Raw genomic sequence first — 15,768 nt, 5'->3', positions numbered from 1 at the left:
ACTCATCTCTCCCGGTGGGTGGCGCGGCCGCTACTGCGCGACAACCGATGCCGCGGTGAAAAAGTCTGCGGGGACAGGGTGTGCGAGTCTCCATGTGAAGGCGATGGGCCGGTCGCCAGTGTGCGAGACGTAGGTCGCGGGCCCGAGAAAGAGGTAGGGCGAGGTGCCGAACTCGTCGGTCTGCTCATGCCGGGCGAAGATCAGCACGGTGCTCCCGCCTTCGATGTATCGGCGCCCTGTCGGCGAACCCACAGAGGTCGTCGACTGCGATTCCCAGTGGAAGAGCGTGGGACTGATCGGGTAGTCGCGGTACATCGTCGTCGGGCTGTAGTCGGCCTCCGACTTCTTCAGCGTCACGAAGAAGACATCAACCCCGTGCTCGGGGGAGTACCAGACTCCCTCACGAAAGCTGTTCGGCAACCGCGGAAAGTCAAGCGCAGCGAGGATCTCTTCCCGCTGGTACCGAGCGTGGACCCGAAGTGGCACCTGACGGAAGTGCCCGTCCAGATCGAGGGTGACCCGCTGGGAAGCCTCGAAAGAGAAGTCAACGACACTGGAGATCTCCCGACGAGTGGCTACCTCGGCCCGCAGCGATGCCAGTGCGTCGTCGATAGAGCCGTAGCCACCCCCGTCTGACCAGAGCGACCAGGTCAGCATGCGCGCCATTCGCTGTTGGCTAAGCGTCATTCCCGCGTACGGGGGTGCATCGTCAGCGAGCAGTCGCTGGTAAGTGATTGCTCGAGTGCGGTCATCGACGTGAGCGAACGCCCGCACCCGCTTCAGAAGCCTCTCCTCCCGGTCAGAGCCCGGTGCGGTGGAGAGGCCAGCATCGCGCTGAAGCTGCGTCCAGGAGCGGCTGCCCTTGCGGAGGACGTCGCTGAGCTCGAGCCCCGACTCGCGCAAGAAACTGTCCAGGTCTCGGTCGCCGTACGACCTGAGCTCCGCGACGATCTGGGACCAGCGACTCGAGATTTGTGAGCGGAGATTCTCCAAGATGACCTGTTGCGACTCGCGGTCCAGTTCGATCTGGCATCCGGAGGGCAAGAACGGAAAACCCTTCTCGGCTTGTCGGATGATGCCTGCTCGGGTGTCGCCGGTCAGCGCTCGCAGGCGCTGGTCCCAGCGGAACTCCTTGCGAGCCAGTCCCACAAAGTCGAGAACCGTCAGTACTGCCTTGTCAGGGGTGCGCCTGAGGCCGCGCCCCAGCTGCTGCAGGAAGACCGTCGCGCTCTCGGTCGGGCGCAGCATGAGGACAGTGTCGATGTCCGGGATGTCGAGTCCCTCGTTGAACAGATCGGCGGCGAACAGAATGTTCAGTCGGCGCTCGCGAAGGTCGAGGAGTGCTTGTGCTCGCTCGGCTGCGGGTGTCTCGCCGCTCACTGCTTGCGCAGGGATGCCGGCCTGACGGAACCGCTCCTCCATGTAGCGGGCGTGTTCCACGCCAACGCAGAACCCGAGCGCGCGCATCGAGCTGACGTCCGACACCTTGTCGCGCAGCTCGGTGATCACGACTCGCGTCCGCGCGTCGTTGCCGGTGTAGAGATTCGATAGCTCGTCCGAGTTGTAGCCGCCTTGGACCCAGCCGAGGCGGCGAAGGTCGGTGCCGTCGGCGATGACGAAGTAGTGGAACGGGCAGAGGAGGTCAGCCCCGAGGGCATCCCAGAGCCGGAGCTCGACCGCGGTCCGTCCGCCGAAGAAGGAGCGAATGTCGGTGCCGTCAGCGCGCTCGGGAGTTGCAGTGAGCCCTAGGAACTCGACCGGCGAGAGGTGGTTGAGAATGCCGCGATACGTGCGGGCCGCGGCATGGTGGAACTCGTCCACCACGACCACGTCGAACGCGTCCCGGGGGATATTGGCGACCCCATAGGCGCTGAGAGACTGAACGCTAGCGAAGACGTGCTGCCACCGCTCCGGGCGCTTACCGTCGACGTACAACTCGCCGAAGGCACCATCGTTCAGTACCTCGCGGTAGGTGCGCAGTGACTGCTGGAGAATCTCCTTGCGATGCGCGATGAAGAGGAGGCGTGGTCGACCAGGAAGTCGACGATAATCGAGGGCGGCGACCACGGTCTTACCAGTGCCGGTGGCGGCGACAACGAGGTTCTGGTGGCGGTCGTGCACGGTGCGCTCGGCGTCCAGGACATCGAGAATCTCCTGCTGGTACGGATAGGGCCGAACCTCGAGTCCGGAGATCTCCAAGCTCAACGGTGCCGAGCCCCGACCCCGCACCGCCGCGAGGGCATCGTCGAGCCGGTCGCGGTCATGCTCGGGGTCGTAGGTCTCGAACTCGCCGGCGTTCCAGTATGAGTCGAACGTCGCCTCGAACTTCTGCAGCAGACTGCCAGTCGCGGCTCGGGAAAGACGGACGTTCCACTCGACACCTTCGAGGAGGGCGCTGGTGGAGAGATTCGAGGAGCCGACGTAGGCGGTGTTGAAGCCGGAATTGCGGCGGAACAGCCACGCCTTGGCATGCAGGCGGGTCCGGGCGGCGTCGTACTGAACACGGACGTCCGCACCAAAGTCGCGCACTAGCCGGTCGAGCGCCTCGCGCTCGGTGCCGCCGATGTACGTCGTCGTCAGCACGCGGATGGGCACGCCGGCGGCGCGGGCATCAAGGAGTGGCTTCTCCAGAAGGCGGAGTCCGCGCCACATCACGAAAGCGCACAGGAGGTCGATGGAGTCGGCCGACCCAATCTCCGCCTTGAGCTCTGCAGCAAGGCTCGGCTCACCGTGCGCGTTGGTCAACAGGGCTGGGTCATTCAAGGGCGTACTCGGGCGCTGGCGGTAGCGACCGATGTGACCTGGCCGGTCGGGTCGGCGTACAGCATGCAGTTGCTCGAGAGGGGCCGGGATGTCGGTCGCGGCACCAACTGCCGCGAGCACGTCGTTAGCAAGTGCCAACCGACGTTCTGGATCCTTCACCGCTGAGAGTCGCCGTTCAACGGTCTCGGCGAGGTACCGGGCGAGAATGTGCGCGGCGTCGGCGTCGTCAACCTTCGCCCGGTCGATCTCGAGGTCCGACAGATCTCTTAGCCGGGCCGCCAGTTCGCTGGTCAGTACGTCGTCGTAAAGGCCCTCATCCACCGAGGAAGCTTGTCAGACCAATGATGCATTCGAGCGACAACGTCGGGGGCCATCGATTCAGGCTGGCCCAGCTGCCCAACGCCCAGCGGAAGCTTTGTCACAAGTCGGCCACAGCCCCTGTGGATGCAACTGATGACCCCCAATACTGACGGAGCCTCGGGTGCCGATCACGGCCACTCACCGCGTCGGCGCGTGTCCGCGGGAGGGGTATAGCGGGAGATCGGGTGCGATGCTTATGTCGTTGGTTTGGACTGCGGTCAGGTGTGTGACCGTTACCCGTTTGCGTAGATCCGACGTCAAGGCGGTCTGCTTGTGAGCGGTATGCAGGGTCAGCGCCCGCCCCAGTGGGGCGGACCGCCTGACAGCAGGTGGCCGTCAGTAGCGAGTCGCCGGCGGGTGAAGTGGTGGCAGACCTGGTGGTTCATTGTCCCCACGCTGGTTTTGTGCATGCCTGTTGGCCTGGTAGGTCTGTGGCGCCGCCCAGGGGCCTCAACGGCCGTTCGAGTGACCATGACGGTCCTGGCTGTGGTGCTTATCTTTGCCGCTGGTTTCTCGGGAGAGCCGACACCAGACGAGGCCCCGGCACAGGCTGAGGTCGCCACGCCTTCGTCTGAGTCGCCGACTGAGTCCGCCCCGTCGGCCGAACCCACGCCCAGTGAGCCGACGAAGGTCGACGTGCCGGCTCTCGTCGGAACCCCTCGGGACGAGGCTGAGGAATTGCTGGTGGCCGCTGGCCTGACGGTGAAGACTATTGTGCGAGTGCCCTCTGCTGAGGCGCGGGGAACGGTCATCCGTCAGGGCAAGCGCGCTGGAACGCCGCTCTTGCCCGGCAGCGCAATCAAGCTGCTCGTGGCAGCTCCGTATCCCAAGGTTCCTGTCGTGGGCGGCCGGTCGGAGGCAGAAGCGCGCCGCATCTTGCGCGAGGCCGGGTTCCGTGTCCGTGTGACCTCTGAGGAGAGAACCTCCGGAGCTGACGGGTCGATCCTGCGGCAGAGCCCCCGGGCCGGCCGCCGTGTCGCGCCGAACGCGTTCATCGACGTGGTGGTGCTCGACCTCGTGGCGCCGGCGCCCGAGCCAAGCGAGCCGCCTGAGGACTGCACCTCCGGATACGACCCGTGCTTGGCGCCGATGACGGACTACGACTGTGCTGGCGGCGAGGGAGACGGGCCCGGTTACATCGATGGTCCCGTCTACATCGAAGGGTCCGATCCGTACGAGCTGGACAACGACGGTGACGGCGTCGCCTGTGAGACCTGATTGCTGGTCCGAAGGAGTGCTGCACGCCCGCTCGCTGGGGCACAACCGGAGCTAGGCCGGCACCCCGGCCGAGCTCAGCCGCAGTTGTCGCAGACCCCGGTCCCGGGCAGGGCCATGTTGCAGGTGGGGCACACGTCGGGGGCGCGGTCCGCGCGGCTCGGCGTCAGGGCCGCCCGCGCCCGCGCGACCTGGGGCGTGAGGGCCGCCCGGCCACCGTTCGAGGGGAGGTCGACGGCCTCGAAGTGGCGGTGGCACTCCAGCCGCTGCTGGGCGGCGTGGTCGTCGGTGTCCTCGACGGCCAGCGTCTCGCCGGTCGTGGTCTCCACGGCGGTCGCGTAACCGCGCCCGACCTGTCCCTTGCCGTCCACGGCGAGCGCCATGAGGGCGGGCTCGGACCGCTCGGTGTTGTCCCGGGCGACCTCGAGCAGGACGTCTCCGATCCAGCGGCGCATCGGCTGCTTGGTCGTCACCCCGGAGCGACGCTGCACCTGCGTGGCGAGCTCGCTGTAGGTGATGACTGCCTGGTAGCGCTTCGCGACCTCGATCAGGGCGTCCCGCGCGGCGGCGGCCCAGACCTCGCGGGCCTCCGCCGGGTCGACGTCGTCGCTGTCCCGCGAGGACGAGTCGGTGACCTCGAAGCCGAGGTCCCGCAGGACCCGTGCGGCGCCCGTGCGGCCGCCGCTGAACTCCTCGGCGGTGGCGGGTGTGCCCGTCGCGAAGCCCTGGGCGGCGCCGAGCACGGCCTTGGAGTCGTAGTCCTGGCCCTCGTGCGTGAGGAGGTAGTCCGTCGCACGCCCGAAGCCGTACTTCGCGAGGAACTCGTCACCACCGAGCTCGTCGTACTCCCGCAGGGCTCGAGTCACATGGAACGGTCGGACCTCATCAAAAGACACCACTATCCCCACGCTACTGCCCCCGCCACCCCCGAGCCTGATCGGCGAAACCCGACGGCCTTCATAGGCCCGTGTGGTCAGTCAGTGGGCGGGCAGTGGTGGGTCGGTGCGGCAAGGTCCCAGGCGCGTCGGAGGACGTCGACCGACTCGCCCGCGGGGAGCCGGTCGGGGGTGAGGAACATCCGCACCTCGAGGTCGTCGGGGACCTCCCCGCCGCGAGCGGGGCCGCACGGGCGGCGCAGCACGTACAGGCCCAGGTGCTCGGCCGTGTGCAGCCCGCCGCCTCGCGGGATCAGCTCGCCCTCGAGTCCTTCGTCGACGGGCGAGTAGTTGCCGGCGGCGACGACCGCCGGCGTACGCGGCGGGTAGAGGCGCGAGGTCAGGCTCACAAGGCTGGGACTGGTCTCGCCCGTGCCGTCCCGGCCGTCGAGGTCGGGCGCGACGGTGCAGTCCCAGGACCCGGCGTCCCCGGGGACTGGCGGGCTCTGCCAGGGGCCCGACGCGCCGGGTGGTGCCAGGCGCTCCACCTGCGCGTCGGTGAGGACGTCGCACCATCGCTGCCCCGGATCCGGGCGGTACCAGCCGAGGTCGGCCGCCCGCGTGGTGTCGTCCGCGCACCCGCCGAGCACGACGGTGACGGCGAGCAGCAGGAGGCCGGCGAGGGTCCTCCGGGCGCCGCGGGTCACGAGGACGAGCCTGCCATCCGTCGTACGCCGGCCCGCGGCTACTCGCTGAGGCGGCGCAGGCGCTCGAGGGTGCGATAGCCGTCCGCGTCGCAGCGGCCCGCGGGGGCCAGGGCGCGTTCGAGGCGCTCCCGGGCGGCCGTGGTGTCGAGGCCGACCCCGATGGCGACCATCTCCGAGCTGTCGGGGGCGGTGGCCGGCAGGACGTGGACGTGGCGGCCGACCACGTGGGCGACGTACCCGCGCCGGGAGCGGCCGGTCTCGACGGCCACGGTGCCCTTGAGGCGGTAGGCGCCGGGCGGTGGGTCCTCCAGCAGGGCGACCAGGGCGTGGGGGTCGACGGGCCCGGTGGTGCGGACGGCCACCGACGCGGCGTGGTGGTGGTCGTCGTGCGCGTGGTCGTCGCGGTCGGCCCCGGCCGACCGGCGCCGGGCGCGACGCTCCTCCTGCGCCTCACGGAGGAGGGCCTCGATCGGGAGCTGGCCCTCCGGGTCCTCCGGCGTCGCGCCGAGGGTGCCCGCGGCGGCGTCGAAGACCAGCGTCGGGTCGAGGTGGCCCCGGGAGGTCCGGACGACGTGGACGGCGGGGTTCACCTCCCGGATCCGGTCCTCGAGGCGGGTGAGGCGTTCCTCCCGGGCGTCGGAGGGGAGCAGGTCGGCCTTGTTGAGGACGACAAGGGTGGCGGCGGCGAAGCGGGCGGGCGGGACCGCGGCGCCGAGCAGGGCGTCGTCGTTCACCGCGTCGACGACCTCGACCACCCCGCCGAGCCGGACCCGCTCGACACCGCTGTAGCGCAGCATCCGCGCCAGGGAGGCCGGCTCCGCGATGCCGCTGGCCTCGACGACGACCACGTCGAGGCGCAGGCGGGGGTCGACGAGCTGCTCCAGCGCCGCGTCGAGGTCGTCGCCGCCCTCGAGGCAGTAGACGCAGCCACCGGCGATCGACCCGACGTCCCCGACCTGGCCGCTGATGAGCCCGGCGTCGACGTTGATCTCGCCGAAGTCGTTGACGATGACGCCCACCCGGGCGCCGGGGTGCAGCAGCAGGTGGTTGAGCACCGTGGTCTTGCCCGCGCCCAGGTGGCCGGTCAGGGCGACCACCGGCACCCGTCGGGGCGGGTGGGGCGTCGGCACCGGCGCATCGTAGCCAGCGGGACGCACACGGCTGCCGGGTCGGAGTATCAGTTGCTCTCTGCAACAAATCGGCAAGCCTGGTGTGTCGTGGCGAGTGCGCGGTTACGGTCACGCGGCGTGCTCGCACGGGTCGAGCCGCAGGGGGAGAGGTCCGACCGTGCACGACCACCACGCACCGCCACCACCGCCGCCCGCCGGGTGGTACCCGGACCAGCAGGTCCGCGGGCTGCAGCGCTACTGGGACGGTGTCCGGTGGACCCCGCAGACCAGGCCTGCCGCTGGGGGTGGGCCAGGGGCGCACGCCGGCCCTCCGTCGTACGTCGCACCCGGACCCGGTCCGTACGACGCCCGGGGTCGGGTGGCGCCCGGCGGCCGGCCGATGCCTCCGCCCTTCACGCACCCCACACCGTTCCAGGTGACGGTCGGGGGTCACGCGTCGCCGCAGCCGAGCTGGGTCCTGCGCCACAAGGTGCTGAGCAGCGCCGTCGGAGCCGTCCTGCTGCTCGTCGTGATCGGGGCCGCCGGCGCGGTCGCCGGAGGTGAGCAGGGGAGCGGCACGGCCTCGACCACGGCGTCCTCCTCCGTGGAGGACAAGGTCGTGGCTCCGGGCGACGAGGAGGAGGCCGAGGCCGTCGACGAGGAGGAGCCCGAGCCCGTCGACACGGACGGCGACGGCGTGACGGACGAGGACGACTACGCCCCGAGGAACGCCGACATCGCCTCCGCCGACGACGTCGACACCGACGGGGACGGCGTCGCGGACTACCAGGACGACTTCCCTAACGACCCGGCGTTCACGACCGACGGCGACGGCGACGGGGTCGCCGACCGCGTCGACGCCTTCCCCCGCGACGCCCGGTATAGCGTGGACGACGACGGGGACGGCGTCGCGAACGCCGTCGACGCCTTCCCGGCGGACGGGACGCGGTCGAAGATCACGCTGGCCATGAGCAACGCCCTGGACTCGGCCGAGTCCTACCTCGACTTCCAGGGGTTCTCGCGCCAGGGGCTGATCGACCAGCTGTCCTCGGAGTACGCGGACGGCTACGAGGTGGCCAACGCCACCTGGGCCGTCGACGCGGTCGGAGCCGACTGGAACAGGCAGGCGGTCAGGTCGGCACGGTCCTACCTCGACTTCCAATCCTTCTCGCGGCAGGGGCTCATCGACCAGCTGTCGAGCCCGTACGGCTCCCAGTTCACCGTCGAGGAGGCGACGTACGCGGTGGACCAGGTCGGTCTCTGACGCCTTGGCCCAGCCGATGCCCCGACCGCCGGGCGGCGTCACCGGACCGGTCCCCGCGCCAGATCTCGGAGAGTGCGGAGCTACGGCTCGAGGTGTGCCCCGACCGCCGCTCTGAGGTGCTCGGGCCAGGGGGCGGACCGACCGTCAGCCGTCCACACGTAGGTGGTCTCGACGACGCAGCAGGGGCGACCCTCGGCCGTGATGGTGAACCGGAGGACCAGCGAGCTGCGGCCCAGCGACAGGGCGTCGACGTGCACCTCCACGGTCTCGCCCCAGCGGGCGCCCGAGAACCACTCGAGCGTGCTGGTCTTCACCATCAGCGCCTCGACCATCGCGGCGTGGTCGGTGGCGGCCAGGCCGACGACGTCGGCGTACCACGCCATCGACGCCTCGTCGGCCCAGGTGAGGTAGTGGGCGTTGAAGACCACGCCCTGCTGGTCGCACTCGACGTACCGCACCGGCGCCCGCCAGACCGGGGTGTCAGAGCCGGACGGCACGGCGCCCTCGCTGCACGTCGGCGCACGTCGGCGAGCGACCGTCCGCCGGCTCGATCGTGGGCCGCTCGTCGACCTCCACGGCAGCTACCACGATGCGGCCGGCGCGATCGGTTGACCTGGTCGGATCGTTCGAGGGTCCCGGCCCCGCTGGCGACCGGCGAGACACGTCAGTCGGCATCGACGGGGTCCAGGCAGTCGTACCCCAGTCGTGCTGCGGCGCTCTTCATCCCGTCGTCGTGCGTGACCACCGTGACGTCCCCACCCCGAGCGATGATGGATCCGAGGTGGAGCGCGTCGAGGGTCTTGACGTGCGGTTCGATGGCTTCAGCAGCGGCGAGCGTCGACTCCGTGAGTGGGACGAGGGACACGACGTCGAGCACCTCGTCGCGGAGCGAGACCGGAAGGCCCTCGCGTCGGAGCACCCGGGTCAGCTCCGTCCGCAGGAGTCGGGAGGACGTCAGCTCGTGACGGTCGTCCGCGCTGACCTCGTCGATCCACAGCGCGGCCGACCGGGAGTGGCCGAGCAGGGCGCGCAGGGCCACGGACGAGTCGAGGTGGAACACCGTCACCGGTCGCGTTCCTCGGCGAGGAGCTCGTCGATGCTCGCCGCCGTACGAAGCTCGTGGCGGGGGAGCTGCGCGAGCCTCGAACCCGAGGCGCTCCTGCGTGGACGGGCGCCGACCCCGTGGTCGAGGGGGACGACCCGGGCGATCTCGTGGTCGTGCCGGGTGACGGTGTACGTCTCGCCGGACTCGACGTCGGACAGCATCTGGGTGGGGTTCTGCCGCAGCTGACCGACGGTGATGGTCTTCATGCCCCGAGTCTAGCGAAATGTCTACGCACGTCTACGGGCTGCTGCCGGGCCCCGGGGTCAGGCCTGGCGACCGAACAGCCTGCGCCTCCCCTTCGGCTCTTCAGCCATCACCAGTACGGGCTCGCCGGTCCCGGGCACGGTGCCCTCGGTGAGGCCGTAGCGGGTGAAGCCGTAGCGGACCTGGTCGCCGGGTCGTGGCAGCTCGCCGTCCCCGCCGCCGTCCAGCATGGCGGTGACGCGCTTGACGGCGCTCGGGCCCGTCATCCCGGGCTCGTCGAACCAGATCTCGCGTCCGCCCACCGCCGCCAGGCCGTGGGTGCGGGCGGCCGGCCCGCCCTCGGGGGTGGTGGTCTCGTGCACCGACGCCAGGGTGATGGGCTCGGCGTCGGTGGCGCGCACGTAGTCGGCCGCGCTCAGCACCCGCCGCTGGTGCGGCAGCCACACCGCCGTGGGCCCGGGCGCCTCGGCGAGCTGCTTCGCGAACGAGTACGGGCTCGTCGGCAGGTCGTCGGGGTCCACCTCGCCCTCCAGGAACAGGGTCACAGTCGCCCAGTGCTCGTCCACGACGGCGGTGAGCGCCGGGTCGTCGGCCACGTGGTCGGCCAGGAGCGCGGGGTCCAGCCGCGGGCCGACCCGCATCCGCACCTGGGGGAGCCGGTCGCTGGGCTCGGGTGGGAACACCGCCTCCGCGCGCCCCTCCTCGGCGAGCCGCGCCGCGTAGTTCGGGACCACGGGCTCGAGCACCTCCCCGAGGTGGGCGGGCACGCGGTCGTACAGCACGTGCAAGGCGTACGGCGGTGCCGCCACCGCCGGAGGGCGGGCGGGGTTCACCGCCATCGACACCCCGGCCCCGAGGAGCCGCTCCAGGAGTGAGTCCCCGCCCCCGGGGAGGCTGGTGCGGTAGTCCATCTCGCTCGGGGTGGTGGGGAACACCGCCAGCAGCAGCGTCCGGCCCGGGGGGGAGTCGTGGCCCGTGATCGCGGGCGGCAGGCCGACCGGCGGGCCGAGCACCGCGCCCGAGAACGGCGTCCCGGCCGGGTAGAGCGACTCGAGCCGGCCGACGGTGTCACCCCACCGGAGGTCCGTGCCGCTGTCGCCGGGCAGCCGGGCGACGAGCTTCAGGACTCGCAGCGGCCAGTAGTTCGCCTCGTCGTGCAGCGGATCCGCCGCGAGCGGGTCCAGCCCCGGCCACCCCAGGGGTACGGCGATCGCCAGCTCCACCCGGGGAGCCTCCTCGCCCGCGGCCGACGGCGAGCCGCTCGTCGGTACGTCGGCCATCCCGGAGGTGACCACGGTGACGAAGGTCCGGTCCGGCGACGGAGGGAACACCACCAGGTCGAGGTGGACGTCCAGGCTGGCGCGCTCGCAGAGCACGACAGCCTCCGGTCCGAGGTGGGACCGCAGGTGCGCGAGCCACGCCGTACGCCGGAGCTCGTCGCGGGGCACCGGCCGTCGCCCCGGTGGGGTGGGGTCGGTCGGATCACTCTCGTCGTACGTCATCGTGTCGGCTCCGAGTCGTCCGGGGTCATCCGTGGGTTGTCACGGGGGTTGGCGCACTCGTTCCTCGCTTTCGTCAGTGCGAAACGTGCGACGGCCGCCTTCCCCACGACCCAGCGGCAACGGAGCACGAATCAATGCAGAATGGATGTATTAAGAGCTACTCTGGGTGCATGGGGTCATTGCTGCAGGTCAGGGACGTCCCGGACGAGGAACGCCGCCAGCTCAAGGCCCGTGCCGCGGCGCAGGGTCTGTCGCTGAACGCGTACATGCTCGGACTGATCCGGCGCGAGGTCTCTCGCCCGACCGTGGCCGAGGTCCTCGACAGGGCCGCCCGCCGCGATGAGCGGGCCACGGCCTCGGCGCTGGGTGCGGTCGCCGCCGCGAGGTCGGAGCGTGACGACGACCCTGGTCGTCGTACGGCGTGATCGTCGTCGACTGCGCGGCTCTCGTCGACGCGCTGACCAGGGTCGAGGGCAGCGACGGCCTGCGTGACGAGCTGTCGGTGGGCGACCTGCACGCGCCGTCCCTCCTCGACTACGAGGTGGTCTCGGCCGTGCGTGGGCTGACCCTGGGAGGCCATCTCAGCGAGGCCAGGGGTCGTGACGTGCTCGCGGACTACGACGCGCTCCCGGTCACGACCTGGCCCAGCGCGGCGGAGCTGCGGTCGCGGTCGTACTCCCTGCGGGCGAACGTGAGCGCGTACGACGCCGCGTACCTCGCCCTGGCCGAGGCGCTGGGGTGCCCGCTGCTCACGCGCGACGAGCGGCTCGCCCGCACGGTCGGGCACGACGTCGAGGTGCGGGTGCGCTGACCGGTCCCGCGACCGGCCCGGGCCGCGGACGACGAAACCGCCGGCCCCCAGAGCGGGGACCGGCGGTCGTCGTACGACGTGGCTCAGATGTCGTAGTAGAGCTCGAACTCGTGCGGGTGCGGGCGCAGCTGCACGGGCGCGATCTCGTTGGTGCGCTTGAAGTCGATCCAGGTCTCGATCAGGTCGGGGGTGAAGACGTTGCCCACGAGGAGGAACTCGTGGTCGGCCTCGAGGGCGTCGAGGACGGCGCCCAGGGAGGTCGGGACCTGGTCGATCTCGGCCATCTCGTCCGGCGGCAGCTCGTAGATGTCCTTGTCGACGGGCGCCGGGGGCTCGATCTTGTTCTTGATCCCGTCGATGCCGGCGAGCAGGAGCGCGCTGAAGGCGAGGTAGGGGTTCGCCGACGGGTCGGGGAAGCGGGCCTCGATGCGCTTGGCCTTGGGGTTGGACCCGGTGATCGGGATCCGGACCGAGGCGGACCGGTTGCGCGAGGAGTAGACCAGCGAGATCGGGGCCTCGTAGCCCGGCACCAGGCGGTGGTAGGAGTTCACCGTCGGGTTGGTGAACGCCAGCAGCGACGGGGCGTGCTTGAGGATGCCGCCGATGTACCAGCGCGCCATGTCGGACAGGCCGCCGTACCCGGCCTCGTCGTAGAACAGGGGCGAGCCCTCGTTCCAGATCGACTGGTGCACGTGCATGCCGGAGCCGTTGTCACCGAAGATCGGCTTGGGCATGAACGTGACGGACTTGCCGGCCGCCCACGCGGTGTTCTTGACGAGGTACTTGAACTTCATGACGTCGTCGGCGGCCTTGAGCAGGGTGTCGAACTTGTAGTTGATCTCCGACTGCCCGGCGGTGCCGACCTCGTGGTGGGCGCGCTCGACGTGGAGACCGGAGGACTCCAGGTTCTTCACCATCACGGCCCGCAGGTCGGAGTAGTGGTCGTACGGCTCGACCGGGAAGTAGCCGCCCTTCAGGCGGGTCTTGTAGCCGAGGTTGTCGTCACCCTCCTTGCCCGAGTTCCACCAGCCCTCGACCGAGTCGATGTGGTAGAAGCCCTCGTTCGCGTCGGTCGAGTAGCGCACCGAGTCGAAGATGTAGAACTCGGCCTCCGGGGCGAAGTACGCCGTGTCGCCGATGCCCGTGCTCGCCAGGTAGGCCAGCGCCTTGCGCGCGATGTTGCGCGGGTCGCGCGAGTAGGCCTCGCCCGTGATCGGGTCGTGGATGAAGAAGTTGACGTTCAGCGTCTTCGCCGTGCGGAACGGGTCGATGTACGCCGACGTCGGGTCCGGGAACAGCTGCATGTCGGACTCGTTGATGGCCTGGAAGCCACGGATCGAGGACCCGTCGAAGCCGAGGCCGTCGTCGAAGACCGACTGGTCGAACGAGGAGACCGGGACGGTGAAGTGCTGCATGATGCCGGGCAGATCGCAGAAGCGAACGTCGACCATCTCGACGCCCTCGTCCTTGATGTACTTCAGCAGGTCCTCGCTGGACTCGAACATTCATCCTCCTGGGCCGCGGGCGGCCGTGTGGGGTTGCTGCGGGATGGTCCCAACCTAGGGACGCGCGATTTCTTGACCGTATCCCGATTGTTTCGTGCGTGTAACAGGACTCACCGCGCCCTGGACGGCGTGCCGCTGGGGCCGCTGGCTAGCCTCGAGGGGTGAGCAAGCAGGCCGCGGAGCCGACCGGGACCGTCGACCCGACGTACGCGAGCTGGCCGCGCCGCATGGTCGCCCTGCTGGTCGACTGGATCGCCTCGACGCTGGCCGTCGTCGCGTTCGTCGGGGTCGACCGCTACTACCGCAGCGGTGAGCAGCTGCCGGGCCTGCTGACGCTGCTGGTGTTCGTGGCGGAGTCCTCGCTGCTGACCGCGCTCGCGGGCGGCTCGTTCGGCAAGCTCGTCACCGGCCTGCGCACGATCCCGTCCGGGGCGGGCGCGACGGTGGGGGCGATGGTCAACCCGCTGCGGCTGCTCGCGCGGCAGGCGCTGGTGGCGCTGGTGATCCCGCCGCTGGTGTTCAAGGACGACGGCCGCGGGCTCCACGACCTTGCCGCCGGCACCCGCACCGTCCGTCTGGTGAAGTCCTGATCTTCATCTGACTCCGATGAAGGTGATATCTTCATCAGATGGATGTGCAGCCTGAGGCTTCACCGGCCGTGGTGGTGATCGCCGACCTCGTGGCGTCGCGGACGACGCCCGACCGGGCCGCGCTGCACCGTCGTGTCGTCGCCGTCCTCGAGGAGGCGAACGCCCGGTTCGCGCCGGTCTCGCTGCTGCGGGTCACGGTCGGCGACGAGTTCCAGGGCGCCTTCGCGTCGCTGGGGCAGGCGCTGCGCTGCACGCTGTGGCTGCGGATGGCGCTGCTGACCGGCGACCCGTCGTGCGACGTCCGGTTCGGGCTCGGGCGCGGCGAGGTGAGCGTCGTGGACGCCGAGCGGGGCATCGAGGACGGCACCGCCTGGTGGGTCGCCCGCGACGCCCTCACCGGCGTCGAGGCGGACGCCGAGCGCTCCGGGCTGCGGCACCGGCGGACGTCGTACCGGGTGGCCCTGCCCGCCGGCCCCGACCCTGCGCTGGTGGAGGCGCTGCTCATCCTGCGCGACCAGGTCGTCGGGGCGATGTCGGTGCGTTCGTGCAGGCTGTTGCTCGGCGTCCTGGAGGGGCGGTCCCAGCTGGAGCTGGCGGAGTCCGAGCGGATCTCGGCCTCGGCGGTCTCCCAACGGGTCCGCAACGACGGCATCACCGCCCTGGTCGCCGCCGAGAACCTGCTGGAGGAGGTCTGAGATGACGTGGCTGTCGCTGCTGCTGCTCGGCGTGGCCGTCGTCGACCTCGTCCGGGGGCGCTGGCCCGGTCCGGTCGTGCCGGAGGCCGTGGGGGCGCTCGTCGTGCTGGTCCTCGGGGCGCTGGTGGGTGTCGGGCCCGCGGGCATCCCGGCGCTGTTCGGCGCCGCGCTCGTCGTGGTGGCGTGGAGCCTGCTCGTGCGGGTCGCGATCGCGCCCTCGGGCACCGCGCTGGCCTCCCTGCTGGCGCTGGCGGTGCTGGGCGGGGGAGTCGTGCTCGCGCTGCTGGTCTCCCCGCTGGCCCCGGCGGCCGGCGGGCCGTGGCAGCGCTGGGCGTCCGACCTGCCGTGGACGGTCGCCGCCGGCGACCCCGACCGGCTGCTGCTGGTGATCGCGCTCGGCGGCGTCCAGCTCGCCACCGGCAACCTCGTCGTCCGCCTGGTGCTCGCCGCCACCGACACCGCCGCGCCGGAGATCATCGACAGCCCCGACCACCCGCCGACCGAGCTCAAGGGCGGCCGGCTGCTGGGGCCAATGGAGCGCCTCGTCATCCTCGGACTCGGCCTGGCGGGCCAGGTGACCGCCGCCAGCATCGTGATCGCCGCCAAGGGCCTCCTGCGCTGGCCGGAGCTGCAGTCGCCCCGCGAGCAGGCCAAGGTCCACCAGCTCACCGAGTACTTCCTCGTCGGCAGCTTCGTCAGCTGGTCGCTGGCGCTGGGGTCCTTGGCGCTCGTGGCGGTCTGACCGCCTCGGTGGTTGAGGTGTGAGCCCGCGAGGCAGGAGCGGGTGAGCCTCGACACCCGGTGACGGGGAACCGGGCGGAGGTCAGCTGCGGCGGCGGAGCCGAGCGGCGACCTCGATCGGCGCGAAGACCGCGGCGCTCACGAGCAGGCCCACAGCCACCAACGGCCACAGTGCAGCGAAGAGGAGGGTCCGGTGGGGGCCCGTGGAGCCGTGACGGCGCGCGAGCAGGGTGACGGCGACGCCCGTCAGGACGAACCCCGCGGCGTACACGAGCAGGAGGGTCAGCACGTCAGCTCCCGGGAGGTCGGGGACGGCGACCGC

Annotated in this window: 17 protein-coding genes and 1 pseudogene; 8 read left to right on the top strand and 10 right to left on the bottom strand. The window is 70.6% G+C overall.

Translation table 11 applies throughout. The features are described 5' to 3' along the window. Nucleotides 1-30: 30 nt before the first annotated feature. Entirely contained in the window at nucleotides 31-3,084 is a 3,054-nt protein-coding gene (locus Q0858_RS17840) for a DUF3427 domain-containing protein (RefSeq protein ID WP_299057327.1), read from the bottom strand. Between the two features lie 510 nt (nucleotides 3,085-3,594). Here Q0858_RS17840 and Q0858_RS17835 point away from each other — a divergent pair. Further along, entirely contained in the window at nucleotides 3,595-4,341 is a 747-nt protein-coding gene (locus Q0858_RS17835; RefSeq protein ID WP_299057325.1) for a PASTA domain-containing protein, read from the top strand. Nucleotides 4,342-4,415: 74 nt separating this feature from the next. Here Q0858_RS17835 and Q0858_RS17830 read toward each other — a convergent pair whose 3' ends face one another. The 3 genes from Q0858_RS17830 to Q0858_RS17820 form a co-directional block, all read right to left on the bottom strand. Next, nucleotides 4,416-5,204, bottom strand: coding sequence for a hypothetical protein (locus Q0858_RS17830; protein ID WP_299057322.1), 789 nt, complete (start codon nucleotides 5,202-5,204; stop codon nucleotides 4,416-4,418). A gap of 107 nt (nucleotides 5,205-5,311) precedes the next feature. Then, a complete protein-coding gene (locus tag Q0858_RS17825) occupies nucleotides 5,312-5,920 on the bottom strand; it encodes a hypothetical protein (RefSeq protein ID WP_299057319.1) in 609 nt (202 codons plus the stop codon). Nucleotides 5,921-5,958: 38 nt separating this feature from the next. Beyond that, the gene (locus Q0858_RS17820; protein WP_299057317.1) at nucleotides 5,959-7,050 is read right to left on the bottom strand and encodes a CobW family GTP-binding protein; all 1,092 of its coding nucleotides are present in this window, start codon (nucleotides 7,048-7,050) and stop codon (nucleotides 5,959-5,961) included. Between the two features lie 82 nt (nucleotides 7,051-7,132). Here Q0858_RS17820 and Q0858_RS21560 point away from each other — a divergent pair. Both Q0858_RS21560 and Q0858_RS17815 read left to right on the top strand, forming a co-directional pair. Then, nucleotides 7,133-7,330: pseudogene (locus Q0858_RS21560) on the top strand (DUF2510 domain-containing protein); the annotation flags it as partial. A 135-nt stretch (nucleotides 7,331-7,465) separates the two neighbouring features. After that, nucleotides 7,466-8,293 (top strand): Ltp family lipoprotein, encoded by an 828-nt coding sequence (locus Q0858_RS17815; RefSeq protein WP_299057315.1) that lies wholly within the window; start codon nucleotides 7,466-7,468, stop codon nucleotides 8,291-8,293. Between the two features lie 80 nt (nucleotides 8,294-8,373). Here Q0858_RS17815 and Q0858_RS17810 read toward each other — a convergent pair whose 3' ends face one another. The 4 genes from Q0858_RS17810 to Q0858_RS17795 form a co-directional block, all read right to left on the bottom strand. After that, nucleotides 8,374-8,790: a thioesterase family protein gene (locus Q0858_RS17810; protein WP_299057312.1), complete on the bottom strand. Its 417-nt coding sequence runs from the start codon at nucleotides 8,788-8,790 to the stop codon at nucleotides 8,374-8,376. Between the two features lie 167 nt (nucleotides 8,791-8,957). Then, complete coding sequence (locus Q0858_RS17805) at nucleotides 8,958-9,359, bottom strand: PIN domain-containing protein (protein WP_299057310.1); 402 nt, start codon at nucleotides 9,357-9,359, stop codon at nucleotides 8,958-8,960. Beyond that, complete coding sequence (locus Q0858_RS17800) at nucleotides 9,356-9,604, bottom strand: type II toxin-antitoxin system Phd/YefM family antitoxin (protein WP_299057308.1); 249 nt, start codon at nucleotides 9,602-9,604, stop codon at nucleotides 9,356-9,358. Before Q0858_RS17800 ends, Q0858_RS17805 begins: the two co-directional genes overlap by 4 nt. Nucleotides 9,605-9,661: 57 nt before the next feature. Then, nucleotides 9,662-11,104, bottom strand: a complete 1,443-nt coding sequence (locus tag Q0858_RS17795; protein ID WP_299057306.1) for a suppressor of fused domain protein — start codon at nucleotides 11,102-11,104, stop codon at nucleotides 9,662-9,664. Between the two features lie 170 nt (nucleotides 11,105-11,274). Here Q0858_RS17795 and Q0858_RS17790 point away from each other — a divergent pair, with 170 nt between their 5' ends. After that, nucleotides 11,275-11,529 carry a hypothetical protein gene (locus Q0858_RS17790; RefSeq protein WP_299057304.1) on the top strand — a complete coding sequence of 85 codons (255 nt, stop codon included), beginning with the start codon at nucleotides 11,275-11,277 and terminating at the stop codon, nucleotides 11,527-11,529. Beyond that, nucleotides 11,526-11,915: a PIN domain-containing protein gene (locus Q0858_RS17785; protein WP_299057301.1), complete on the top strand. Its 390-nt coding sequence runs from the start codon at nucleotides 11,526-11,528 to the stop codon at nucleotides 11,913-11,915. Before Q0858_RS17790 ends, Q0858_RS17785 begins: the two co-directional genes overlap by 4 nt. Before the next feature lie 83 nt (nucleotides 11,916-11,998). Here Q0858_RS17785 and glnA read toward each other — a convergent pair whose 3' ends face one another. After that, on the bottom strand, nucleotides 11,999-13,420 hold the full coding sequence (gene glnA / locus Q0858_RS17780; RefSeq protein ID WP_299057299.1) for a type I glutamate--ammonia ligase: 1,422 nt from the start codon (nucleotides 13,418-13,420) through the stop codon (nucleotides 11,999-12,001). Nucleotides 13,421-13,581: 161 nt separating this feature from the next. On the opposite strand from glnA, the gene Q0858_RS17775 reads away from it, so the two are divergent. From Q0858_RS17775 to Q0858_RS17765, 3 genes are read left to right on the top strand one after another with little or no spacing between them, the layout of a single operon-like run. After that, complete coding sequence (locus tag Q0858_RS17775; RefSeq protein WP_299057298.1) at nucleotides 13,582-14,010, top strand: RDD family protein; 429 nt, start codon at nucleotides 13,582-13,584, stop codon at nucleotides 14,008-14,010. Between the two features lie 38 nt (nucleotides 14,011-14,048). Beyond that, on the top strand, nucleotides 14,049-14,705 hold the full coding sequence (locus Q0858_RS17770) for a SatD family protein (protein WP_299057296.1): 657 nt from the start codon (nucleotides 14,049-14,051) through the stop codon (nucleotides 14,703-14,705). 1 nt (nucleotide 14,706) lies between these two features. Continuing rightward, nucleotides 14,707-15,447: a hypothetical protein gene (locus Q0858_RS17765; protein WP_299057293.1), complete on the top strand. Its 741-nt coding sequence runs from the start codon at nucleotides 14,707-14,709 to the stop codon at nucleotides 15,445-15,447. An 81-nt stretch (nucleotides 15,448-15,528) separates the two neighbouring features. Here Q0858_RS17765 and Q0858_RS17760 read toward each other — a convergent pair whose 3' ends face one another. After that, the gene (locus Q0858_RS17760) at nucleotides 15,529-15,735 is read right to left on the bottom strand and encodes a hypothetical protein (protein ID WP_299057291.1); all 207 of its coding nucleotides are present in this window, start codon (nucleotides 15,733-15,735) and stop codon (nucleotides 15,529-15,531) included. Nucleotides 15,736-15,768 lie beyond the last annotated feature (33 nt).

The sequence above is a fragment of the uncultured Nocardioides sp. genome, from assembly GCF_947489365.1.
GTDB lineage: Bacteria > Actinomycetota > Actinomycetes > Propionibacteriales > Nocardioidaceae > Nocardioides.
Note: the sequence above shows the minus strand (reverse complement) of the source record. Positions and strands in the feature narration are given on the sequence as shown.